The organism is Ectobacillus panaciterrae DSM 19096 (assembly GCF_000430785.1).
GTDB classification, from domain to species: Bacteria; Bacillota; Bacilli; order Bacillales; family Bacillaceae_G; genus Ectobacillus; species Ectobacillus panaciterrae.
On sequence record NZ_AUMR01000003.1, the window covers coordinates 53,265 to 72,474 of the forward strand.

Annotated in this window: 22 protein-coding genes; 18 read left to right on the top strand and 4 right to left on the bottom strand. The window is 43.1% G+C overall.

What is annotated here, in order from left to right; translation table 11 throughout:
• Positions 1-73 precede the first annotated feature (73 nt).
• From H540_RS0100325 to H540_RS0100350, 5 genes are all read left to right on the top strand, one after another.
• Positions 74-496 carry a YlbD family protein gene (locus H540_RS0100325; RefSeq protein ID WP_028398891.1) on the top strand — a complete coding sequence of 141 codons (423 nt, stop codon included), beginning with the start codon at positions 74-76 and terminating at the stop codon, positions 494-496.
• A gap of 10 nt (positions 497-506) precedes the next feature.
• On the top strand, positions 507-752 hold the full coding sequence (locus H540_RS0100330; protein WP_028398892.1) for a YlbE-like family protein: 246 nt from the start codon (positions 507-509) through the stop codon (positions 750-752).
• 73 nt (positions 753-825) lie between these two features.
• Positions 826-1,395, top strand: a complete 570-nt coding sequence (locus H540_RS0100335) for a histidine phosphatase family protein (protein WP_028398893.1) — start codon at positions 826-828, stop codon at positions 1,393-1,395.
• 67 nt (positions 1,396-1,462) lie between these two features.
• Positions 1,463-1,918 carry a YlbF/YmcA family competence regulator gene (locus tag H540_RS0100340; RefSeq protein WP_028398894.1) on the top strand — a complete coding sequence of 152 codons (456 nt, stop codon included), beginning with the start codon at positions 1,463-1,465 and terminating at the stop codon, positions 1,916-1,918.
• Positions 1,919-2,325: 407 nt separating this feature from the next.
• Positions 2,326-2,598 (top strand): YlbG family protein, encoded by a 273-nt coding sequence (locus H540_RS0100350; protein WP_028398895.1) that lies wholly within the window; start codon positions 2,326-2,328, stop codon positions 2,596-2,598.
• Between the two features lie 564 nt (positions 2,599-3,162).
• Here H540_RS0100350 and H540_RS0100355 read toward each other — a convergent pair.
• On the bottom strand, positions 3,163-3,552 hold the full coding sequence (locus H540_RS0100355; protein WP_028398896.1) for a DUF7147 family protein: 390 nt from the start codon (positions 3,550-3,552) through the stop codon (positions 3,163-3,165).
• A gap of 332 nt (positions 3,553-3,884) precedes the next feature.
• On the opposite strand from H540_RS0100355, the gene rsmD reads away from it, so the two are divergent.
• The gene (rsmD, locus tag H540_RS0100365) at positions 3,885-4,460 is read left to right on the top strand and encodes a 16S rRNA (guanine(966)-N(2))-methyltransferase RsmD (protein WP_028398897.1); all 576 of its coding nucleotides are present in this window, start codon (positions 3,885-3,887) and stop codon (positions 4,458-4,460) included.
• Positions 4,448-4,933, top strand: a complete 486-nt coding sequence (coaD, locus tag H540_RS0100370) for a pantetheine-phosphate adenylyltransferase (protein WP_028398898.1) — start codon at positions 4,448-4,450, stop codon at positions 4,931-4,933. The genes rsmD and coaD overlap by 13 nt, the downstream gene beginning before the upstream one ends.
• Before the next feature lie 11 nt (positions 4,934-4,944).
• On the opposite strand, the gene ylbJ is transcribed toward coaD, so the two are convergent.
• Positions 4,945-6,138 (bottom strand): sporulation integral membrane protein YlbJ, encoded by a 1,194-nt coding sequence (gene ylbJ, locus H540_RS0100375; RefSeq protein ID WP_028398899.1) that lies wholly within the window; start codon positions 6,136-6,138, stop codon positions 4,945-4,947.
• A 106-nt stretch (positions 6,139-6,244) separates the two neighbouring features.
• Between ylbJ and H540_RS0100380 the strand changes: the two genes are divergently transcribed.
• A complete protein-coding gene (locus H540_RS0100380) occupies positions 6,245-7,036 on the top strand; it encodes a patatin-like phospholipase family protein (RefSeq protein WP_028398900.1) in 792 nt (263 codons plus the stop codon).
• A complete protein-coding gene (locus tag H540_RS0100385) occupies positions 7,029-8,054 on the top strand; it encodes a SepM family pheromone-processing serine protease (RefSeq protein ID WP_028398901.1) in 1,026 nt (341 codons plus the stop codon). The genes H540_RS0100380 and H540_RS0100385 overlap by 8 nt, the downstream gene beginning before the upstream one ends.
• 430 nt (positions 8,055-8,484) lie before the next feature.
• Here H540_RS0100385 and H540_RS0100390 read toward each other — a convergent pair whose 3' ends face one another.
• On the bottom strand, positions 8,485-9,717 hold the full coding sequence (locus tag H540_RS0100390; RefSeq protein ID WP_281172439.1) for a nucleotidyltransferase: 1,233 nt from the start codon (positions 9,715-9,717) through the stop codon (positions 8,485-8,487).
• Positions 9,718-9,870: 153 nt separating this feature from the next.
• Between H540_RS0100390 and H540_RS0100395 the strand changes: the two genes are divergently transcribed.
• The 4 genes from H540_RS0100395 to H540_RS0100410 all read left to right on the top strand — a co-directional run bounded on the left by H540_RS0100395 (position 9,871) and on the right by H540_RS0100410 (position 12,180).
• Positions 9,871-10,371 (top strand): YceD family protein, encoded by a 501-nt coding sequence (locus tag H540_RS0100395; protein ID WP_028398903.1) that lies wholly within the window; start codon positions 9,871-9,873, stop codon positions 10,369-10,371.
• A gap of 59 nt (positions 10,372-10,430) precedes the next feature.
• Positions 10,431-10,604: a 50S ribosomal protein L32 gene (gene rpmF, locus H540_RS0100400; RefSeq protein ID WP_028398904.1), complete on the top strand. Its 174-nt coding sequence runs from the start codon at positions 10,431-10,433 to the stop codon at positions 10,602-10,604.
• Positions 10,605-10,797: 193 nt separating this feature from the next.
• On the top strand, positions 10,798-11,550 hold the full coding sequence (locus tag H540_RS0100405; RefSeq protein ID WP_028398905.1) for an enoyl-CoA hydratase/isomerase family protein: 753 nt from the start codon (positions 10,798-10,800) through the stop codon (positions 11,548-11,550).
• Between the two features lie 87 nt (positions 11,551-11,637).
• Complete coding sequence (locus H540_RS0100410) at positions 11,638-12,180, top strand: RsfA family transcriptional regulator (protein WP_028398906.1); 543 nt, start codon at positions 11,638-11,640, stop codon at positions 12,178-12,180.
• 25 nt (positions 12,181-12,205) lie between these two features.
• Here H540_RS0100410 and H540_RS0100415 read toward each other — a convergent pair whose 3' ends face one another.
• Positions 12,206-12,667, bottom strand: a complete 462-nt coding sequence (locus H540_RS0100415; protein WP_028398907.1) for an N-acetyltransferase — start codon at positions 12,665-12,667, stop codon at positions 12,206-12,208.
• A 161-nt stretch (positions 12,668-12,828) separates the two neighbouring features.
• Between H540_RS0100415 and H540_RS0100420 the strand changes: the two genes are divergently transcribed.
• The 5 genes from H540_RS0100420 to H540_RS0100440 all read left to right on the top strand — a co-directional run bounded on the left by H540_RS0100420 (position 12,829) and on the right by H540_RS0100440 (position 19,144).
• Positions 12,829-13,710 (top strand): 2-dehydropantoate 2-reductase, encoded by an 882-nt coding sequence (locus tag H540_RS0100420; protein ID WP_028398908.1) that lies wholly within the window; start codon positions 12,829-12,831, stop codon positions 13,708-13,710.
• 82 nt (positions 13,711-13,792) lie between these two features.
• Complete coding sequence (gene bshC / locus H540_RS0100425) at positions 13,793-15,412, top strand: bacillithiol biosynthesis cysteine-adding enzyme BshC (RefSeq protein ID WP_028398909.1); 1,620 nt, start codon at positions 13,793-13,795, stop codon at positions 15,410-15,412.
• A 268-nt stretch (positions 15,413-15,680) separates the two neighbouring features.
• Positions 15,681-16,613 (top strand): 16S rRNA (cytosine(1402)-N(4))-methyltransferase RsmH, encoded by a 933-nt coding sequence (rsmH, locus tag H540_RS0100430; RefSeq protein WP_028398910.1) that lies wholly within the window; start codon positions 15,681-15,683, stop codon positions 16,611-16,613.
• A gap of 11 nt (positions 16,614-16,624) precedes the next feature.
• On the top strand, positions 16,625-16,978 hold the full coding sequence (gene ftsL / locus H540_RS0100435; RefSeq protein ID WP_028398911.1) for a cell division protein FtsL: 354 nt from the start codon (positions 16,625-16,627) through the stop codon (positions 16,976-16,978).
• A 15-nt stretch (positions 16,979-16,993) separates the two neighbouring features.
• Positions 16,994-19,144, top strand: coding sequence for a penicillin-binding protein (locus tag H540_RS0100440; protein ID WP_245592142.1), 2,151 nt, complete (start codon positions 16,994-16,996; stop codon positions 19,142-19,144).
• The last annotated feature ends 66 nt before the right edge of the window (positions 19,145-19,210 follow it).

Here is a 19,210-nt window from a genome sequence, read left to right on the forward strand (position 1 = left end):
TCGCCTGAAAATAGGCGAACCATATGCCTCATTTTTTCTTACAATGTAATATAACCGAGGAGAGGTGATCACAATGACTATGACAAAAGGACAATCGCATCCTTCCGTCCAAAAATTCAAGGAATTTGTGCGAAATCACCCTAAAATGATTCAAGAGGTGCGCAGCGGCGCCAAAACGTGGCAGCAGTTTTATGAAGAATGGTACTTACTTGGAGAGAATGATGAGATATGGAATGTTTATCGGACGGAAGGAAGCGATCAAACAGCTGTGGCAGCTGCACAAGGAAATGAATCTGGGGAGCAAAAAAACTTCGTGGGCCAAGTGATGTCACTGATTAAAAACATCAATATGGATCAAGTTCAATATCATTTAACGAATGTTACAAATACCATCGGCAGTGTGCAGCAGGTAATCCAGCAATTCCAAGGAAATAATACAAAACAAAGCCAGCAGCCACAGCAGCAAAATAACCCGTTTTTCTTCCAAAAGGATTAGGAGGGGTAGAGTGAGAAGAGAGCTCATGGAATATGTGCGATCCCAAGAGGATTTGCAGAAATTCATACGTGAACAGCCGTACTGGTATCGTAAGCTTTCAAGAAATCCTGAAGAACGGGACACGTTTGAGCTGGCAGCGATGCAATATTATCGAAAAACAATTCCAGACCGCGTAGCCAAATTCCAAAACCAGCTTGCTATGGCATCTATTATGGTTGAAATGTTTCAATACATGAAGCAGCAAAACGGTCTGTAACTGCAAAACTGTATCCGTCATGCAAAAGTTCTGCTACAATAGAAGATGACTACGAGAAAAAGGAGCTAGCAGCATGACGGAAATTTGTTTAGTACGACATGGGCAAACCGATTGGAACTTTCAAGAAATCATTCAAGGGAGAGAAGATATCCCTTTAAATGAAGTTGGAAGGATACAAGCGGGACAAAGTGCAGACCTGCTTCGTCAAGAAAAGTGGGACGCTATTATAAGCAGTCCATTAGTACGGGCCCATGAAACGGCCAAAATGATTGCGGATGCTGTTGGGATTGATATCATACATTTGGATGAACGCTTTGTGGAGCGAAACTTCGGCGATGCATCCGGCAAACCGATTGTACACGTGAGAGAGATGATTGCGGCGGGGGATGTAGAAGGAATGGAAAGTGATGAAGAAATTGTAGAACGCTGCTTCTCTGCACTTTGTGACATTGCGAAAAAACACGAGGGAAAACGTGTTATTATAGTTGCACATTCGCATGCTATAAAAGCGATTCTTCACGCAATTCATCCGGAGGAAATTCATTTTAAAACGCCTCTTAAAAATGCATGCATCAGTTATGTTTGTTTAAATGAAGAAGCATGGAAAGTGGGACGTTATAATATAGCGGAGCATATTGTGTAATTGGTGAAAGCAGGAATTATGACTTCTCCGGCAAATATGATATGATAAATATTCGGAGGTGTCCTACATGATAATAGCTACGCTTGAGAGCGTGTTAATTTTAGAAGAAGCGGAACAGCTAGCCCGCATGATTATACAGTCTGAGACAGCCGAGCATTATCGGCTGTGCTATGATATATTAAAGCAAGATAGAGCAGCACAAGATTTAATTCAGCAATTTACCAAAATGAAGGATCGCTATGAAGAAGTGCAGCGTTTCGGGAAATATCATCCCGATTATACGTCTGTAACGCAAGAGATGAGACAGCTCAAGCGTGAAGTGGACTTGCATGATACAATTGCGGCATTCAAAAAGGCTGAGACAGAGATGCAAAAGCTGCTTGACGATGTAAGTGTAAGCATTGGCCGTGAAATTTCACCATATATCAAAGTGCCTACCGGAAATCCTTTCTTTGATTCTGCCGGCGGCTGCAGCGGCGGCTGCGGCACGGGAGGCAGCTGTGGCTGCCGTAAAACGGGGTAACCTTACATGGGTCCCCGTTTTTCAATGCTCTGTACGAAAGCGGATACAGTCGATGCATAGGTTGCCACAGCAAAACATTTTTTGCTGCGGCACATAAAAGCGATACCGGAACACAAACAGTGTATTTTCTTGACGAACAAAAATACATTCTGCATGAACGCGCTTTCCTTTCATAGCGAGTGCTGAAATTTGAGCTATGGTGTGCTGCAAGGATTGAACACCTTGTGAACTGCATATATATAAGAAAGAAAGACCAACAACAAGTTTTTTATAGCATATATCAATATACGGATGCTACTGCAGTTCCTGTAAAAAAACTTTCCAAATTTCATCTAAACCCATGAAATTCCCCTCGCTTTTTCGTAAAATAAAAGAAGGACAACCTTATTCATCTAAAGGAGAATCGTATGTTTGGACAACGACAAGGCATTATCGTATATTTGCATTCTTTAAAGCATGCAAAGCTTCTTCGCAAATACGGCAACATTCATTATATATCCAGACGATTTAAATATGTTGTATTATATTGTGATATGAGCCAAATTGACTTTTTAATGGAGAAGCTGAACAGTTTTCCGTTTGTAAAACGAGTAGAGCCGTCATATAGACCGTTTTTGAAGACGGAATTTGAAAACTCAAAGCCTGATCGTGCAAAAGAGTATGATTATAAGATAGACTAAATAAGCCCCCGCTAGCGGAGGGCTTGTTTTTTGATTAATAAGGGAGCTGAACGAGCCGGTTCCGCTTTTGGTGGTGTCTAGCTCCACCGGCAAGCTCCTCCTGTCAGAGAACCTCCCCCCATAAAGGCAAAAAGCGCCTTTTTGTGGGGAGAACCTCTGTCTTCCGGAGCTGAACGAGCCGGTTCCGCTTTTGGTAGTGTCTAGCTCCACCGGCTAGGTGCTGCCACCAGAGAACCTCCACCGCACAAAGGAAAAAAGCGCCTTTGAGGGCGGAGAACCTCTGGTTCTGCACCTGAACGAGCCGGTTCCGCTTTTAGTGGTGTCTAGCTCCATCGGCTAGGCGCTGCCGTCCAAGAACCTCCGCCGCAAAAAGGCAAAAAAACGCCTTTTAGGGCGGAGAACCTTGGTCTCTGCGCCTGAACGAGCCGGTTCCGCTTTTAGTGGTGTCTAGCTCCACCGGCTAGGCGCTGCCGTCCAAGAACCTCCACCGCAAAAAGGCAAAAAAACGCCTTTTAGGGCGGAGAACCTTGGTCTCTGCGCCTGAACGAGCCGGTTCCGCTTTTCTTATTGCATTGGCGGGATAAACCGGTTCATTCGCAGGATTCCGATTAGGTGGCTGTAGTACAGCGCTGTTTCGGCAAATGTGTCGGATGGTTTTACTGTGAAGACTGTAATTTCTTTCTCGAGCTCTTTTGCGGCTTCTTCAAATAATTGAACACGTTTGCTTTGTTTATCTTTTAATACAGGGATTCCTTCCCGGCATATGTAGAGCGGCTGAAAGTCACCTGGCTTCGTCGGATGAAGGACGACGGCGAGCGAGCATACTTCACGATTATTTTTTATCGTATTGAATCGGAGCATATGCGCTAAGCGGTGATGGTTTGCTTTCGCAATCTCTAAAAGTTCATATAAGTCTGAGTATCCTTCTCCCAGTTCAATAAAGCGTTGAATCATATTATTTCCTCCTCCTCTCTCTTAACTTTACCACCTAAACAATAAAAAGAAAATGAACATAAAAAAACCCCTGCCTAAGCAGGGTCCTTCTTAATCTAGTGCAACACTAGCAAGAAGGCAAAGGGAGAGGAGAAACCGGAGGAAGAACTTATGGGGAAACGTAAGTCTTCTCCGCGGTTGGCAACAACATCGGAAGCGATGTTGTTAACCTTATTTATGTCCAGTTGCATGCAAGATATACATAAGCATTCAAATTTTCCTGACGATGTTTTTCTTTCTTCTGTTTTATGTTAGGATTAGAAAGGATTAATGTAAAAAGGTAGTGAATAAATATGAGAGTAGTTTCAGGCGCATGCAAAGGACATCCATTAAAGGCTGTACCAGGGAGCACGACACGTCCGACAACCGATAAAGTGAAAGAAGCAATCTTTAATATAATAGGTCCTTATTTTGAAGGAGGATTGGCTCTTGATTTGTTCGGGGGAAGCGGTGGGCTTGGCATTGAAGCGTTAAGCCGCGGTATGGATAAAACAATATTTGTAGACCGTGACAGCAAGGCCGTGCAGGTGATTCGGCAAAATGCAGAAACGTGCAGACTGACAGACAAGGTGGAAGTTTATAAAAACGATGCGGAGAGAGCTTTGAAGGCTCTCATTAAGCGCGAACTTTCCTTTGATTTAATTTTATTAGATCCGCCTTACAAAGATCAAAAAATAGTATCTTTAATAAGTGTCATTGAGCAGCATGGCTTGCTGAACGATACAGGAGTCATTATGGCAGAGCACACAGCAAATGCAGAACTTCCCGAGAAAATAGGGAGTTTCACTCGAACACGATATGAAAATTACGGCATAACGGCCATCTCAATTTATGAGCATGAAGGTGAGGAGAACGAATGGCAAGCATAGCAATTTGTCCAGGCAGCTTTGATCCGATTACACTCGGACACGTGGACATCATTAAACGGGGCGCAAAAGTGTTTAACGAAGTGTATGTTGTAGTTATGAACAATTCCTCGAAAAAACCGCTGTTTACAGCGGAGGAGCGAGTAGAACTGATTCGGGAAGTGACAAAGGATATACCGAATGTAAAGACAGATATTCACAGCGGCCTGCTTGTTGAATACGCCAGAATGCAAAATGCAAACGCTATCCTGCGCGGTCTTCGCGCAGTTTCTGATTTTGAATACGAAATGCAAATCACTGCCATGAACCGCAAGCTCGAAGAAGATGTAGAAACGTTTTTCGTGATGACGAACAATCAATATTCTTTCTTGAGCTCAAGCATTGTCAAGGAAGTGGCGAAGTATGGAGCAAATGTCACAGATCTTGTTCCCCCTGCAGTTGAAAAAGCGTTAAAAGCAAAATTTAAAACCCCGTAAACACGGGGTTTTTATCTTGTTTTGCGAAATAGCAGAAATACATATATATACAAAAACAGAAGTGTTACGGCGGGGCCATATGTATGCAGGAAATGCCAGCTTTCTGCAGCAGGCTGTGCGAATACAGGAATATCGCCGCTGCCTGGATGGAACGAATGAGCATGCTCGTATAGCGGTTTCCATAGTATGAGCGTCAAAAGCGGCGCTATGATGCTTTGCATGATCCGTGCTATGAAGTACGGTTTAAAGCGAATATCAGTTTCAGCTAAGATGCTGGCTACTTGTGCTTGTACGGAGAGACCGCTGAAGGCGAGGATAAAGCTTGCGACCATCGCCTGCTGCATCAAATCTGCATTTGTCTGGCTCGTCAATTGGTTTCCGAGCGTAATTTCAAAGATTCCTGATAAAACAGGAGCGCTAAATGAAGCAGGAAGTTGAAGAACAGCAAGAAAATGTTGGATAATAGAGCTGACGAATGCTGTAACATGGACAACTGCAAGCATTTTGTTAAAGACAGAAAACAAAATAATAAAGCCGCCAATCATAAGAAGCGTTTGAATGGAGGAAGAAATGGCATCTCCAATCAGTTTTCCGAGCGGCCGCTTTTCATCCATGCGTTTTTTGTGGAGTGCATGGAATGCTTTCTTCAAGGAGAAAGCAGGTGCGGCTTGTGCTGTGGGTTCCTTTTTTTCGGGTTCGCCGTAAAATCTCATTAGCAGTCCTACTGCAAAGTTGCTTACATAATGGGAAGCCGCAAGAATCATCCCCAATTTCGGATTATGAAAGAAACCGACCGACACTGCCCCGAAAATAAATAAAGGGTTGGATGAATTTGTAAAAGAAACGAGCCGCTCTGCTTCTATTTGTGTCAACTGCTTCTCTTGACGTAAACGGGCGCTTAATTTTGCTCCGGACGGAAATCCGGAAGCCATTCCCATCGCCCAAACGAAGCCTCCTACTCCCGGGACTCGAAATAAAGGGCGCATGAGAGGCTCCAGCAGTACTCCTACAAAACTTACAACACCAAGACCAATCAGGAGCTCTGATACAATGAAAAACGGGAGCAGTGAAGGGAATACGACTTCCCACCACATATCCAATCCGCGAATGGAAGCTTCCAAACAGGCTTGCGGGTTTGCAATCAGCGAGACTGTCAGAAGCGCAATTGTAATCGCCATAAAGGCTGTTTTCAACTTAGAACGCACGCTGCATCCCCCTTTTTGTCCAAGCGTTCATTTCAGTATACGAGGATAGGGGGAAGCTTTAGACCATAAGATAAAATAGAGAAAAAATTTTTAAAGGGTGAGGTAGATGAAAGAGCCGAAAATTGGTCTTGCCCTCGGTTCAGGGGGCGCAAAAGGATTCGCGCATGTTGGTGTTCTTAAAGTGCTGAAAGAAGCGGGCATACCTGTGGATATGATTGCAGGGAGCAGCATAGGCGCGCTCATTGCGACGTTTTATGCAGCTGGTTCGGATGTAGAGCGGCTATATCGGATTGCGCAGTTGTTCAAGCGCAAATATTATTTAGACTTTACTGTTCCGAAAATGGGATTTATTGCCGGAAAACGTATCAAGGATATGATTAGAATGTTTACATACAATAAAAGATTGGAAGAGCTGGATATTCCAACTGCAGTAGTAGCAACAGATATCTTAAATGGGGAGAAGGTTATCTTTACTGAGGGGCCTATATCTGAAGCTGTGAGAGCCAGCATTTCCGTTCCCGGTATATTCGTGCCGGAGAAGGTGAACGGCCGCTTGCTTGTTGACGGCGGCGTAATTGATCGTATTCCTGTATCTGTTGTCAAAAGCTTAGGAGCAGACATTGTAATTGCAGTTGATGTATCCCCGATTAAGGTGAACGGCGAGGTGACGTCCATTTATGATGTAATTATGCAAAGCATTGAGATTATGCAGCATGAGCTTGTACATCATCGGCAAATTGCTTCGGATTTAATGATGCATCCTGCAGTGGAAAAGTTCAGTTCGCGTACATTTACGAACATCGAAGAGATTGTACGCGTCGGAGAGGAAGAAGCAATTAAGCATGTTGATGACATTCATGAACTGATTGAAAACTGGAAGGAGAAAAATAATGTTTAAGCGTTTACGGTATTTTACAGTCTTTATAATTGCAATTATGCTTGCGTTCGCTGTGATGTATGTGCCGCTGCCGTATTACATCACAAAGCCAGGGCTGGCAGAAAAGCTGGAGCCATATGTGCATGTTGATGGCGGCTATAAAGAGAAAGGCGATTTCATGCTTGTGACCGTTTCGATGTCGCGGGCGAATATTACAAACTATGTCATAGCGAAACTTAACAAGTATTATGAAATTTATCCGGAAGAAGAGATTTTGGGAAAAGGAGAATCTGATGAACAGTATCAGTTTCGCCAGTTGCATTTAATGGATGCATCACAGTCTGCAGCGATTTTTAATGCATATCAGCGTGCCAACAAGAAAGTAGAATTTGAAAATCGAGGTGTACTCGTTGTTGCGGTATCGAAAAATATGCCGGCAGCAAAAGAACTGAAGCTCGGTGATCGCTTAACAGCCGTCGACGGCAAGCAGCTGAAAACGTCAGAGGAATTCATTGATTATGTGAAAACAAAGAAGCAAGGAGATACAGTACGGATTGATTATATTCGAAACGATGAAAAAAAGAGCACTTCTTTAAGTCTGGTTCCTATTAAAGGCGAGCCTGACCGGGTTGGAATTGGCGTGCAAATTACAACGGATCAGAAGCTCCAGGTCGATCAGAAAGTAAAAATTGATTCGCATGGTATCGGCGGGCCGTCAGCGGGTATGATGTTTACGCTTGAAATTTATAATCAGCTGACGAAGGAAGATATTACAAAGGGCTATGAAGTGGCAGGAACAGGTACGATCGATGCAAAAGGAGAGGTTGGGCCGATTGGCGGCATTTCACAGAAAGTGATTGCAGCAGATAAGGCCGGAGCCGATATCTTCTTTGCGCCGAATGAACACAATGCCCCGCACTCCAATTATAGTGATGCAGTGAAGACTGCAAAGGACATCGGAACGAAAATGAAAATTGTGCCGGTCGATACGTTGGATGATCCGCTTAACTATTTAGAAAAGCTTCCTGTTAAAAAATAAGAGCACGGGTATCCCGTGCTCTTATTTTTAGGTAGACATAGTGCATGCGTATGGTAGCGCTGCCTTCAAGACGCTTGCTCCTATGTTTCTAAGCATATAGGTTTGTTCTTTTGTATGTTGTATATGTTTTTCTGATTTTCCCCATAAAGAAATCCCTTCATAGTAAACAGTACAAGCCTTTGCTTTTTCTGTCTACTATAAAGGGATAATATCATAATGAGTTATATAAGTCCGCTTTGTTATTCCGACATATCTGTCGTTTGCCACGTAGAACAAAAGGGAAACTGCGCTCGCTCCCTCTCTATGGTTTACTCCTGCATGGACCACGAAAAGGGTTTGACCGCTTCTACGCTTAGTTGGATGCTCTCTCTCCCCTAAAAGAAAAGTTTTTATGTCGATTTTTTTAGTTGCATTTATATAGCATCTTTTGCTATAAAAACAGTTCTTGGTCTTCGTCGTAACGAATGGGATGCTGTATATAGTTTTCTTTCAATGCCAGAGAGCGAAGCGGTTCCGGCAGAATAGAGAAATACACGGCGCTTGCTTTATGATCAAGCTGCAGCAGCGGGTGATTAAAGGATTTGTTATTAGAGAGAAGGGGAAGAGACAAGTTCTTTTTCCTCTGAGATATGTATGCTTGTCCTCGTTTTGACATTCCAAGAAGCCGTATATAAGGCGCTGTTTCTTCTTTTGGTACGTGTTTCATTTGTTCTTTTGTCGTGTGCGTCAGCACGTGCAAGCAAAGGCGCTGCAGGCGCGTCCACGTATAGCGTTTCGTTTTAATTGACTCCATGAAGGTCTTGAAGGATTCTGCACTTTTAATGGAGGACAGCAAACGATGTTCCAGTCCTTCTTCTGTCTCATATATTTGTTTCAGTTCTGCCGGTGACATTGTCAGCAGTTTGTATTTCAATAAGGAAAAATATTTTTCCCAACCATGAAACAGACCATATGTACAATGATAGTCGTGCAGGTGTCGCAGTGTTGAAGAAGGCATTACGCCGCTCGCTGTTTCTAAGCTGTTGGATTGAATGTGCTTGCGGATGCTCGTAGCGCTCGCTATGGAAGCTGTTGCGAACGCTTCATCGTGATATTGAGCGCTTAAACGCTGTATGGTTTTTGGTATCATCCGGCTGTTTTGCTGCACAATCGCTTCCGTGTAATGAAATCCCAGAATATTATTTGGCTGTGAGAGGTCCAGCGCCTCGAATCCGGCAATTTCCGTATATGCCGCAGACAATGCTTTAGGGTAACTCACGCCTTCTTTCAGGTGCTTTTTAATCGCCTCGTTCAAGGTTTGACGGCACTCGTTTTGTGTGTGAACTGCAGAAAGAAACGGCTCAATTTTTCCGTTTTCGCTCCCGAAGCAAATTTCCTCTGCTCCAAGTGCGTCCAATATGGAAACAGCTCCGCTTGCAAAGGTTTTCGCTTTTTGTGTAGAAAAAGCGTAGGGAAGCTCTGCTACGATATCAGCTCCGCCCTCGAGCGCCATCTTAGTTCGCGCCCATTTTGATACAAGAGCCGGTTCGCCTCGCTGAAGAAATGATCCGCTCATGACAGCAATTACTGCATCAGCATCTGTTATGTTTTTTGTTTCTTGCAAATGATAAGCATGTCCGTTATGAAATGGGTTATATTCTACAACTACACCCGCAGCTTTTATGAGGACCGCCTCCTTTCTTTGTAGCATATAGTATAAAAACATGATAGTCTGTATATATTGTCTCGTAATAACTACATTATAGTGTAAAGAAAAAATATTGACAAATGCATAATGGCTCGATATAATTTTCTTTGTTGCCTTAGGGGTGATTTTATGAAATGGTCAATCCATCAATTAAACAAATACCGTAGCAAAGGGCTAACGTTGGACGAAACAGTTAAGTTTGACGACGTGGCGGGATGGAATTCAGAGATTCGCAATGTTTCACCTGTCCGTGTCACTGGAAGAGCCGATCTTGGCGCCAGCAAATTTACATTTCATCTGCATATACAAGGAACGATGGTACTGCCTTGTTCTAGAACGTTAGTAGATGTACCGTTACCTTTTGACATTGAAACAACTGAGGTGTTCTTAGCTTCTGAGGAAGAATATGAAGCTGATGCAAACATTCATTATTTACAAGGAGAAGTGCTTGACTTACTCCCTGTAATTAAGGAAAATATACTTCTGGAAATCCCAATGCAAATTTTCAGCGAGACGGCATCAGACGGAGCACCGGCAAAGGGTCAAGGCTGGCAAGTAATTACAGAAGAAGGAAAGGCTGAGAAAGTCGATCCTCGTTTGGCAGGACTTGCAAAGTTTTTTGACAAGTAGTGGAAGACCGGCTGAGGCCTTCAACAAAACTAACTCTCTCTTTTAAGGAGGTGGGAATAATGGCTGTACCTTTTAGAAGAACTTCTAAAACAGTAAAAAGAAAGCGTCGCACGCACTTCAAATTGGCAGTGCCAGGTATGGTAGAATGCCCAAACTGCGGTGAATTGAAATTAGGTCACCGTGTATGTAAAGCATGCGGTACTTACAAAGGTAAAGAAGTAATCAGCAAATAATGCTGGTTAGCGCAGAGGGTTATCCCTCTGCGCTTTTTTTATGTCTAGCTCCACCGGCAAGCTCCTCCTGTCAGAGAATCTCTGCCTTTCGGAGCTGAACGAGCCGGTTCCGCTTTTTTTATATTCATAAAGGGATTTGTATACTTTTCTCGAAATTTAGTACATGTAAAAATGTGCAGAGGTGAGTCAAGGCGTGAAAAAAGTGCTGGTAGAACGAGATGAACTAGGGGCAGTTTGGGTTACCTTAAACCGCCCGGAGCGAAGAAATGCTATTGATTATGAAGTGATGGATGCTTTGGATGAAATACTGGAAGAAGTGAAGTATAGCAAGGATAAGGCGCTTGTAATAACGGGAGCAGGAGAAGCGTTTTGTTCCGGCGGTGATCTGCAGGTATTTCATGCATTGCGGACAGAAGCGGAAGCATATCCTATGCTAAAGAAAATGGGAGATGTGTTATATAAACTTATGACGCTACCAAAGCCCACCATCGCTTTGTTGAACGGTACAGCAGTTGGAGGAGGCTGTGAAATTGCTTCTGCCTGCGATTATCGGTTTGCTGCACACAAGGCGACAGTTGGGTTCGTACAAGGCAGATTGGCCATCACAACGGGATGGGGCGGCGCTGCAATGCTAGTTGAAAAGCTCAGCCATGATAAAGCAATGGAAATGCTATGCTCGGCGCGTCGTTATTCTGCAAAAGAGGCACAAGAGCTCGGATTTTTGCATGAAGTGTTTGACGATGATGAAAAACTATCATGTCAAAAATGGATGGAGGACACGCTCGTTCCGCGTGCGGAAGTGCTAGCGTCTTATAAAAAAACAGCGATTCGGAAATGGCGTGAAACGAACCTAAAGGAGCGCATGAAAGAAGAAATAAAGGAATGTGCGGTGCTTTGGGAAGCTGATGCGCATCATCAAGCCGTTTCATCTTTTTTAAAGCGTTAGAAAAATTACATATTTTTCATACTTTGTCATTCTATCTTTTCTAGCAGGTGCATATGTTTAGTAAAAAATGCTCAAGGAGGGATAGAAGTGGCAACAACACGTCAGGACGCTTGGACCGAGGATGAAGATTTGCTGCTGGCAGAAGTCGTATTGCGCCATATTCGCGAAAGCGGCACGCAGCTGTCGGCATTCAAGGAAGTCGGCCGCAGTTTATCAAGAACTCCAGCTGCTTGCGGATTTCGATGGAATTCTTCAGTGAGAAAGCAGTACAAAGAGCAAATTGAGGAAGCGAAGCAGCAGCGCAAGGGAGCACTCGCTCCAGCAGCTGCTGAAGAAGTGCAGGCCTCTGTGCTTACGATGGACCTCGTGATTTCTTTCTTGCAGAATTACAAGGAAAGGAGGCAAGAGCCTACAGCGGATTTGCTTGAACGCATTCAATTTTTAGAACAGAAAACTGAACAGCTGCAAAAGGAAAAGGATTGGCTTTTAAAGAAGCTTTCTATATATGAAGAGGAATATAAAACATTGTTTGAGTATATCGATCAAAAACGGAATTTTGTAGCGGGAGATCATGAGAATAAAATGCAATTGCTGCGGGAACGAAATGTTTTGGAGAAAATTGAAAAATAAAAAACAGCTGTGCGCAGCTGTTTTTTTATGCAGTTTCTTCTCTTGAAAGCGTATTCAAATTTGCTTGAGGATACCAGACGTAAAAAGATTCATCTTCATGTATCATTTTTTTAAAGCCTTGCTTTTCCCAAAACTCCTCGGAATGAACGCGGGCAGTTGTTTTAATAGGAAGTCGTAAGCTTTTCGCATAATTTACAAGAGCGCTTCCGAACCCTTTTCGCTGGAGGGCTGGGAGCACCTCAAGTTTAAATAATTCTACGCATCGTCCTTCTATCAGCGATTGTTCTGTCATATACAAGCTCATGCGTGCTACGAGCGATTCGCCAAAGTAAATGCCGTAAAACGGAGATTCACTATCGTCCTCAATAATATTTGCTTGTAAATCCTCAAGCATGGACAGCTCTTGTGCGCCGCACCCCTTAAATTTTTTGAACTCTTCCAATGTTTTATAGTTTACAAGCAAGCGCTCTACCTTTGGAATATACATATTCTCACATCCCTTTCTTGTTGTAAAATATAGAAAAGTAAAAATATTTACACTTCTATTATAATGCATTTTGGAAAATTTATGAAGAGAAGAGCTTTCTTTCGGTATTTTGCCAAAAAATTTGCTACACTAAGCGTAGAAATACATAAGGAGAACAAATCATGAAAATCGGGATTATAGGATCGGGAGCCATCGGTTTACTGTTCGGGTATTATTTGCAAAAAGCATCAGCACAAGTGACAATGTATACGCGTACAACAGAACAGGCCGTGCAAATACGGGATAAAGGTGTGGTATGCAAAAGGGGTGATCAGGAGGATGCGGTGTTTCCTGATGCCCAAGCGTTGGACGAAGCTGTTCTTACAGATGATTATTTGTTTGTAGCTGTGAAACAATATCAATTAGAATCATTGCTGCCTTGTTTGCATAACAGTGCAAGTAAAAATATTGTGTTTTTGCAAAACGGCATGTCACATCTTTCTTTTATACAGGAAATGTCTGACAAGAACACAGCTGTTGGAATCGTAGAGCATGGAGCGAAAAAAGAGGGGGCAGCAGTTGTGCGTCATACAGGATTAGGAGTGGCAAAGCTTGGCGTGGTAAATGGCACAAAACAAGACTTCCAGCCGGTATTTTCATTCTTCTCTTCCGTGTTTCCTCTTTTGGAAGAGGAGGATTGGAGAGAAACAGCAACCTATAAACTTATTATAAATGCATGCATCAACCCGCTTACAGCTTTATATAAGGTAAAAAACGGAGAATTGCTGGAAAATGAGCATTTTCAAGAAGTGATGAAACAAACGCTTTTGGAAACGCTAGGTGCACTTGGGGAAACTGACGAAGAAGGACATTGGGACCGTGTATGCAAAGTATGCCGCAATACTTCAGCGAATCAATCCTCCATGTTGACAGACATTTTGCACAAACGCCCGACCGAAGCGGATGCCATTCTTGGATACATTTTAAAAGAGGCGTATAGGCGCAATATACAAACTCCTATCATATCATTTTTGTATCAATCGATAAAAGGATTAGAACGATAAGAGAAAATTTTTGCTTTTACATACAACTTTGAATACAATTTTGTTGGTGAACAACGTCTGGAGATGAAAGGAAGAAGTTTTTATGGAGATAAAAGAAATCTCTGTTCCGCTCCTTGGGGGTGCAGCAGGAGACTACTTGAAGGGAAGAGAGGAGATTACGTCCTTTTTTGATTACCAGTTACAAGAGAACGTATTTCAAAAGCGAGCGGAGGACTTGCAGGGACGCACATATCCGAGACGTGAACTTGTATCGCATTTATTGCGCTATAACGAGCGCTTCGGAGCAGGTTCCAAAACGATCAATAATATACATGCGCTTGAAAAGTCTGATACGGTTGCTGTAATCGGAGGTCAGCAGGCAGGTGTGTTGACTGGTCCTTTATATACCATTCATAAAATCGTTTCCATTATCCAGCTTGCAAAAGAGCAGGAGAAAAAGCTTGGAGTGCGCGTTGTCCCCGTCTTTTGGATTGCGGGAGAGGATCACGATATGGATGAAATTAATCATGTGCACGTGATGAGCAATGGAAGAGTTAAAAAATCGATTTTGCCTCAAATGACCGAAAAAAAAGCAAGTGCTTCTCAAACGCCTTTGCATCATGAGTTAAGCTTTGCATGGGTGGAAAGTATATTTAAAACCTTCCGTGAAACAAAGCATACAAAGCAGCTGCTGCAGCTTGTGAAGGAATGTCTGCGCCGCGCTGAAACATATACAGACTTTTTTGCGTATATCATTACAGAATTGTTTAAGGAAGAGGGGCTGATCCTTGTTGATTCGGGTTCATCTGAGCTGCGAAAATGGGAAGCGCCGTTCTTTTGTGATCTTTTGGAGCAACATAAGGGAATTCAAGAAGCGCTTCAAAAGCAGCAAAAAGCCTTGCAAAGCCGAGGCTATACGCCGTTAATTACAACGAAGTCAGAAGCGGTGCATCTATTCCTGGATATAGAGGGAGAAAGATGGCTGATTGAAAAAAAAGGAAATGTCTTTTCTTGCAAAGACGGAGAGATGTCATTTACCTTAGAAGAATTGCTGCTAATAGCAAAGGAAACGCCTGAACGTCTGAGCAACAATGTAGTAACGCGTCCCCTTATGCAAGAATACTTGTTTCCGACATTGGCTTTTATCGCCGGACCGGGAGAGGTTGCTTATTGGGCTGAGCTGCAGCAGGTATTTCATGAAATAGGGTTTATCATGCCTCCCGTTATCCCAAGGCTTATGATCAGCTATGTGGAGGGCCATATTGCAGCAGATTTGCAGGATATGTCTGTTTCTATAGAGGATGCATTTGCAAAACGAATTGAAAAGATAAAAGAAGCATGGCTGTTTGAGCAGACAACAGAACCAATTGAAGATATTTTTATGCAGGCTCGAAATGAAATGGAACAGACGCATGCCGCTTTACGAGCGCTTGCAGAACGCATGAATCCGGGCTTGACGGCATTTGCGATGAAGAACAAACATAAAATTGAAGAACAGCTGCAAGTATTGGAACGTGCCATTCAAAGGGATATTGAAATGAAGCATGCCGTGAGTTTAAATAAATTCCGCCGTATGGAGAGCGCCCTGCAGCCCATGGGTTCCCTGCAAGAGCGCGTATGGAACGTGTTCTATTATATGAATGAGTACGGTTTTTCGTTTATTCACGATCTAGTGGGACTGCCGTTCGCATGGGACAACACACATAAAATCGTAAAGATATAAAATCCTGCATTTTTTATGCAGGATTTTTTTTCTCTGTGTGGAATTAATTGTAAAAAAGTAAACGCTATGTAATATTAGTAATACTACAGGAACAAAAAAACAAAATAGTCGGCATTATTTTACAAAGGAAATACAAATGTAAGCTAATTATTGTTATAATTCGACAGGATTTTTATTAACATTTTCGTAAAAGATGATAAAATTTAGTATATAATAGAGAAATGAGTAGAATTTTAAAAGGGATTATTTTACAGAAGTAGGTGCAACGATGTTTAATCACATAACAGTGCTGTTAAAGGAAACAGTAGACGGTTTACATATTAAACCAAATGGAACATATGTGGATTGTACACTTGGCGGAGGAGGTCATAGCGCGTATTTATTATCGCAGCTTTCCGAAGAAGGACGCCTCATTGCCTTTGACCAGGACGATACAGCCATAGCGCATGCAAAAGAAAAGTTTCGTGCATATGGAGACCGTTTTACTGCAGTAAAAAGCAATTTTCGTTATTTAAAAGAAGAGCTCTATGAAATCGGAATCACACAGGTAGACGGTGTATTATTTGACCTCGGTGTATCCTCGCCGCAGCTGGACACGCCGGAACGCGGATTCAGCTATCATCATGATGCTCCTCTTGACATGAGAATGGACCAGCACGCTTCGTTAAGTGCATATGATGTTGTAAACAAATGGCCTTACGAAAAGCTGGTAAAAATCTTCTTCCAATACGGGGAAGAAAAATTTTCAAAACAAATCGCAAGAAAAATTGAAGCGTATCGGGAACAGCAGCCGATTGAAACAACGGCACAATTGGTGGAATTAATTAAGGAAGGCATACCTGCTCCGGCAAGAAGAACAGGAGGTCATCCTGCCAAGCGCGTGTTTCAAGCCATCCGTATTGCCGTTAATGATGAGCTTCAGGTTTTTGAAGATGCAATTGAAGCAGCGATTGAAATAACTAAGCCGGGCGGAAGAATCAGCGTAATTACGTTCCATTCATTAGAGGACCGGATTTGCAAAACGACTTTTAAAAAGCATAGCAGCATCCCTCCATTGCCGCCGGGATTACCTGTCATTCCGGATGAGTTCAAACCGAAGCTGAAACTGATTACAAGAAAGCCGATTCTGCCTTCTGAGGAAGAGCTGGGAGAGAATAATCGATCGCGCTCCGCTAAGCTGCGAATAGCTGAAAAATTATAGGAGGGAAACAAATGAGCAATTTGGCAGTGAAATATAAAAAACAGCAGCATCGTTCGCAAATGCCAAAACAGGCTCCGCGACCGGTCAAGAAAGCGAAGATTACATTGCTGGAAAAATTGCTGTATACGGCTTTTATTGCGTTTTTACTGTATGCAGCTGTAGCCCTTATCAGCAACAAAACGATGCTGTACGAAGCAAATACGGAAGCCTCTAAACTGCAAAAAACGATTGAAAAGCAAAAGACAACAAACAATGATTTGAAAGCTGAAGTCGAACAGCTCAGCCGCTACGAGCGCATTGCGAAGATAGCGGAAAAAATGGGGCTTAAAATTGATGAAAACAACGTTAAAGGGGTAAATCCATAAGCGAGCGTGATACAGATGGAGACGAGAAAACTCAATATGAATAAGGGAGCAGGATGCTTGATGCTGATTTTTTCCCTGCTCTTTTTTCTGTTGTTGGCACGGTTTTTGTACATACAGGTAACAGGACAAGTGCACGGGCAATCTTTGGAAAAGTGGGCAGAAGCGAAGCACAATAAAAAGGGAGTGCTGGAGGCGATGCGCGGAACCATTTATGATCAGCATGGGGAAGTGCTTGCGCAGGATACGTCCGCATATAAGATTGCCGCTGTTTTAAAAGGTGATGGTCATGTCAAGGATAAGGATTTGACTGCCGAAAAGCTTGCGTCTGTTCTTTCTTTAAGTAAAGAGGAGATCTTAGCGAGGCTTAACAAACCTGCATCTCAAGTTGAATTCGGTTCGGAAGGGAGCAACTTGACGAAGGAGCAAAAAGACAAGATTGAAAGCATGAAGCTGCCCGGCATTATCTTCACCGACGGAAAAACGCGTATTTACCCGAACGGTGATTTTGCTTCCTATATTCTTGGATATGCTAAGCCGAATGATCAGGATGTTCTCGAAGGAAACTTTGGAATTGAAAAAACTCTGGACAAATACTTGCACGCCGAAAACGGAAGCATTGCCTATAAAGGAGATGCAAGAGGCTTGGCAACCGGGAACGAAAAGATTGTGCCGCCAAAGAATGGGAAAGATGTATATTTGACAATTGACCAGCATATTCAAAGCTTTTTGGAAGATGCGATGAATACGGCAGCAAAGCAGTATGAACCTTCTATGCTTCTTGGTGTAGTTGCAGATCCGAAAACAGGAAAAATTTTGGCGATGTCAAGCCGTCCGAGCTTTGATCCGAATAAGCGAGATATTTCGTACTTCCTGAATGACCCGATTGCATATGCATATGAGCCGGGCTCTACTATGAAAATCTTCACATTGGCTGCTGCCGTGAATGAAGGCGTGTATAACGGCCAAGCATACTATCAATCTGGGAAATACGCTGTAGGAAACACAGAAATTAAAGATCATAACGGTGGAGCCGGATGGGGAAGCATTACATTTGATGAAGGTGTACAGCGTTCTTCTAACGTAGCGTTTGCCATTTTGGCTCAAAAGCAGCTTGGTTTTGATCGCTACAGGCAATATCTTCATAAATTTCACTTAGATGAAAAAACAGGAATTGATTTGCCGGGTGAAAGTAAAAATACGATTTTATTCGACAAGGAAATCCAAAAGGCTACAACTGCTTTCGGACAAGGTTCAACTGTAACCCCGATTCAGCAAATACAAGCAGCGACCGCTATTGCAAATGACGGGAAGATGATGAAGCCGTACGTGATTGACCGCATTGTAGATGCGGATACAAAAAAGGTCGTGCAGCAAACTTCACCTGAAGAGGTGGGGAAGCCGATTTCAAAGGCAAGCGCGCAAAAAGTGCGGCAGCTGCTTGAAACGGTTATTACGTCTCCTAAGGGAACAGGAACGGCGTATAAAATTGACGGTTATTCTGTAGCCGGAAAAACAGGTACAGCGCAAATTCCGGGACCGGACGGCAAATATATGACCGGCAAGGAAAATTATATTTTCTCCTTCCTCGGCATGGCGCCTGTGTCAGATCCGCAATTGGTCGTTTATGTAGCTATTAAACAACCAAAACTAACGGATACGGAATACGGTGCAACACCGCTTGCAGACATCTTTAAGTCTGTAACGAAGAACAGTTTGCAATACTTAAAAATTAAACCGTCTGAAGTGAAAAATCCGAAGAAGCTTGCCGAACAAGAAAATGCGAAGGTTCCGAATGTTTCGGGCCAAACGATGGCAGCGGCAAAAGCGGCGCTTGAAAAAGCAGGACTTACACCGGTGCTTCTCGGTGGAGGCTCTGTTATAGCTCAAATGCCGCAGTCTGGCGATTCCGTGTTAAAAGGCGACCGCATTTTACTGACAGGAACAGACAATAAAATGCCGAATATAATCGGATGGTCAATGCGCGATGCAATGAATCTAGCTCATACGATGGATCTGCAGCTCAAACCGTCAGGACAAGGATACGTGACAGAACAAAGCATACAAGAAGGCACAGCTGTGAAAAAAGGAGATGTTCTTGAAGTGAAGCTTGCACCTCCTCTTGAACCGCAGCCGGAAGCTGAAATACAAAAGCCGCCCGGTACTTGACGGTAGAGCGGCGGCCATGTTCTAATCGAAAAGGTACAAGCATATATTGGAACGAGCCCAAGATGA

Bases quoted from the DNA above. Each gene is read 5' to 3' on its own strand.
- rsmD (WP_028398897.1), top strand. From the start codon at position 3,885: ATGAGAGTAGTTTCAGGCGCATGCAAAGGACATCCATTAAAGGCTGTA.
- H540_RS0100340 (WP_028398894.1), top strand. From the start codon at position 1,463: ATGATAATAGCTACGCTTGAGAGCGTGTTAATTTTAGAAGAAGCGGAA.
- H540_RS0100355 (WP_028398896.1), bottom strand. From the start codon at position 3,552: ATGATTCAACGCTTTATTGAACTGGGAGAAGGATACTCAGACTTATAT.
- H540_RS0100440 (WP_245592142.1), top strand. From the start codon at position 16,994: ATGGAGACGAGAAAACTCAATATGAATAAGGGAGCAGGATGCTTGATG.
- H540_RS0100385 (WP_028398901.1), top strand. From the start codon at position 7,029: ATGTTTAAGCGTTTACGGTATTTTACAGTCTTTATAATTGCAATTATG.
- rsmH (WP_028398910.1), top strand. From the start codon at position 15,681: ATGTTTAATCACATAACAGTGCTGTTAAAGGAAACAGTAGACGGTTTA.
- H540_RS0100395 (WP_028398903.1), top strand. From the start codon at position 9,871: ATGAAATGGTCAATCCATCAATTAAACAAATACCGTAGCAAAGGGCTA.
- ftsL (WP_028398911.1), top strand. From the start codon at position 16,625: ATGAGCAATTTGGCAGTGAAATATAAAAAACAGCAGCATCGTTCGCAA.
- H540_RS0100415 (WP_028398907.1), bottom strand. From the start codon at position 12,667: ATGTATATTCCAAAGGTAGAGCGCTTGCTTGTAAACTATAAAACATTG.
- H540_RS0100380 (WP_028398900.1), top strand. From the start codon at position 6,245: ATGAAAGAGCCGAAAATTGGTCTTGCCCTCGGTTCAGGGGGCGCAAAA.
- H540_RS0100325 (WP_028398891.1), top strand. From the start codon at position 74: ATGACTATGACAAAAGGACAATCGCATCCTTCCGTCCAAAAATTCAAG.
- H540_RS0100420 (WP_028398908.1), top strand. From the start codon at position 12,829: ATGAAAATCGGGATTATAGGATCGGGAGCCATCGGTTTACTGTTCGGG.
- H540_RS0100350 (WP_028398895.1), top strand. From the start codon at position 2,326: ATGTTTGGACAACGACAAGGCATTATCGTATATTTGCATTCTTTAAAG.
- rpmF (WP_028398904.1), top strand. From the start codon at position 10,431: ATGGCTGTACCTTTTAGAAGAACTTCTAAAACAGTAAAAAGAAAGCGT.
- bshC (WP_028398909.1), top strand. From the start codon at position 13,793: ATGGAGATAAAAGAAATCTCTGTTCCGCTCCTTGGGGGTGCAGCAGGA.
- H540_RS0100335 (WP_028398893.1), top strand. From the start codon at position 826: ATGACGGAAATTTGTTTAGTACGACATGGGCAAACCGATTGGAACTTT.
- coaD (WP_028398898.1), top strand. From the start codon at position 4,448: ATGGCAAGCATAGCAATTTGTCCAGGCAGCTTTGATCCGATTACACTC.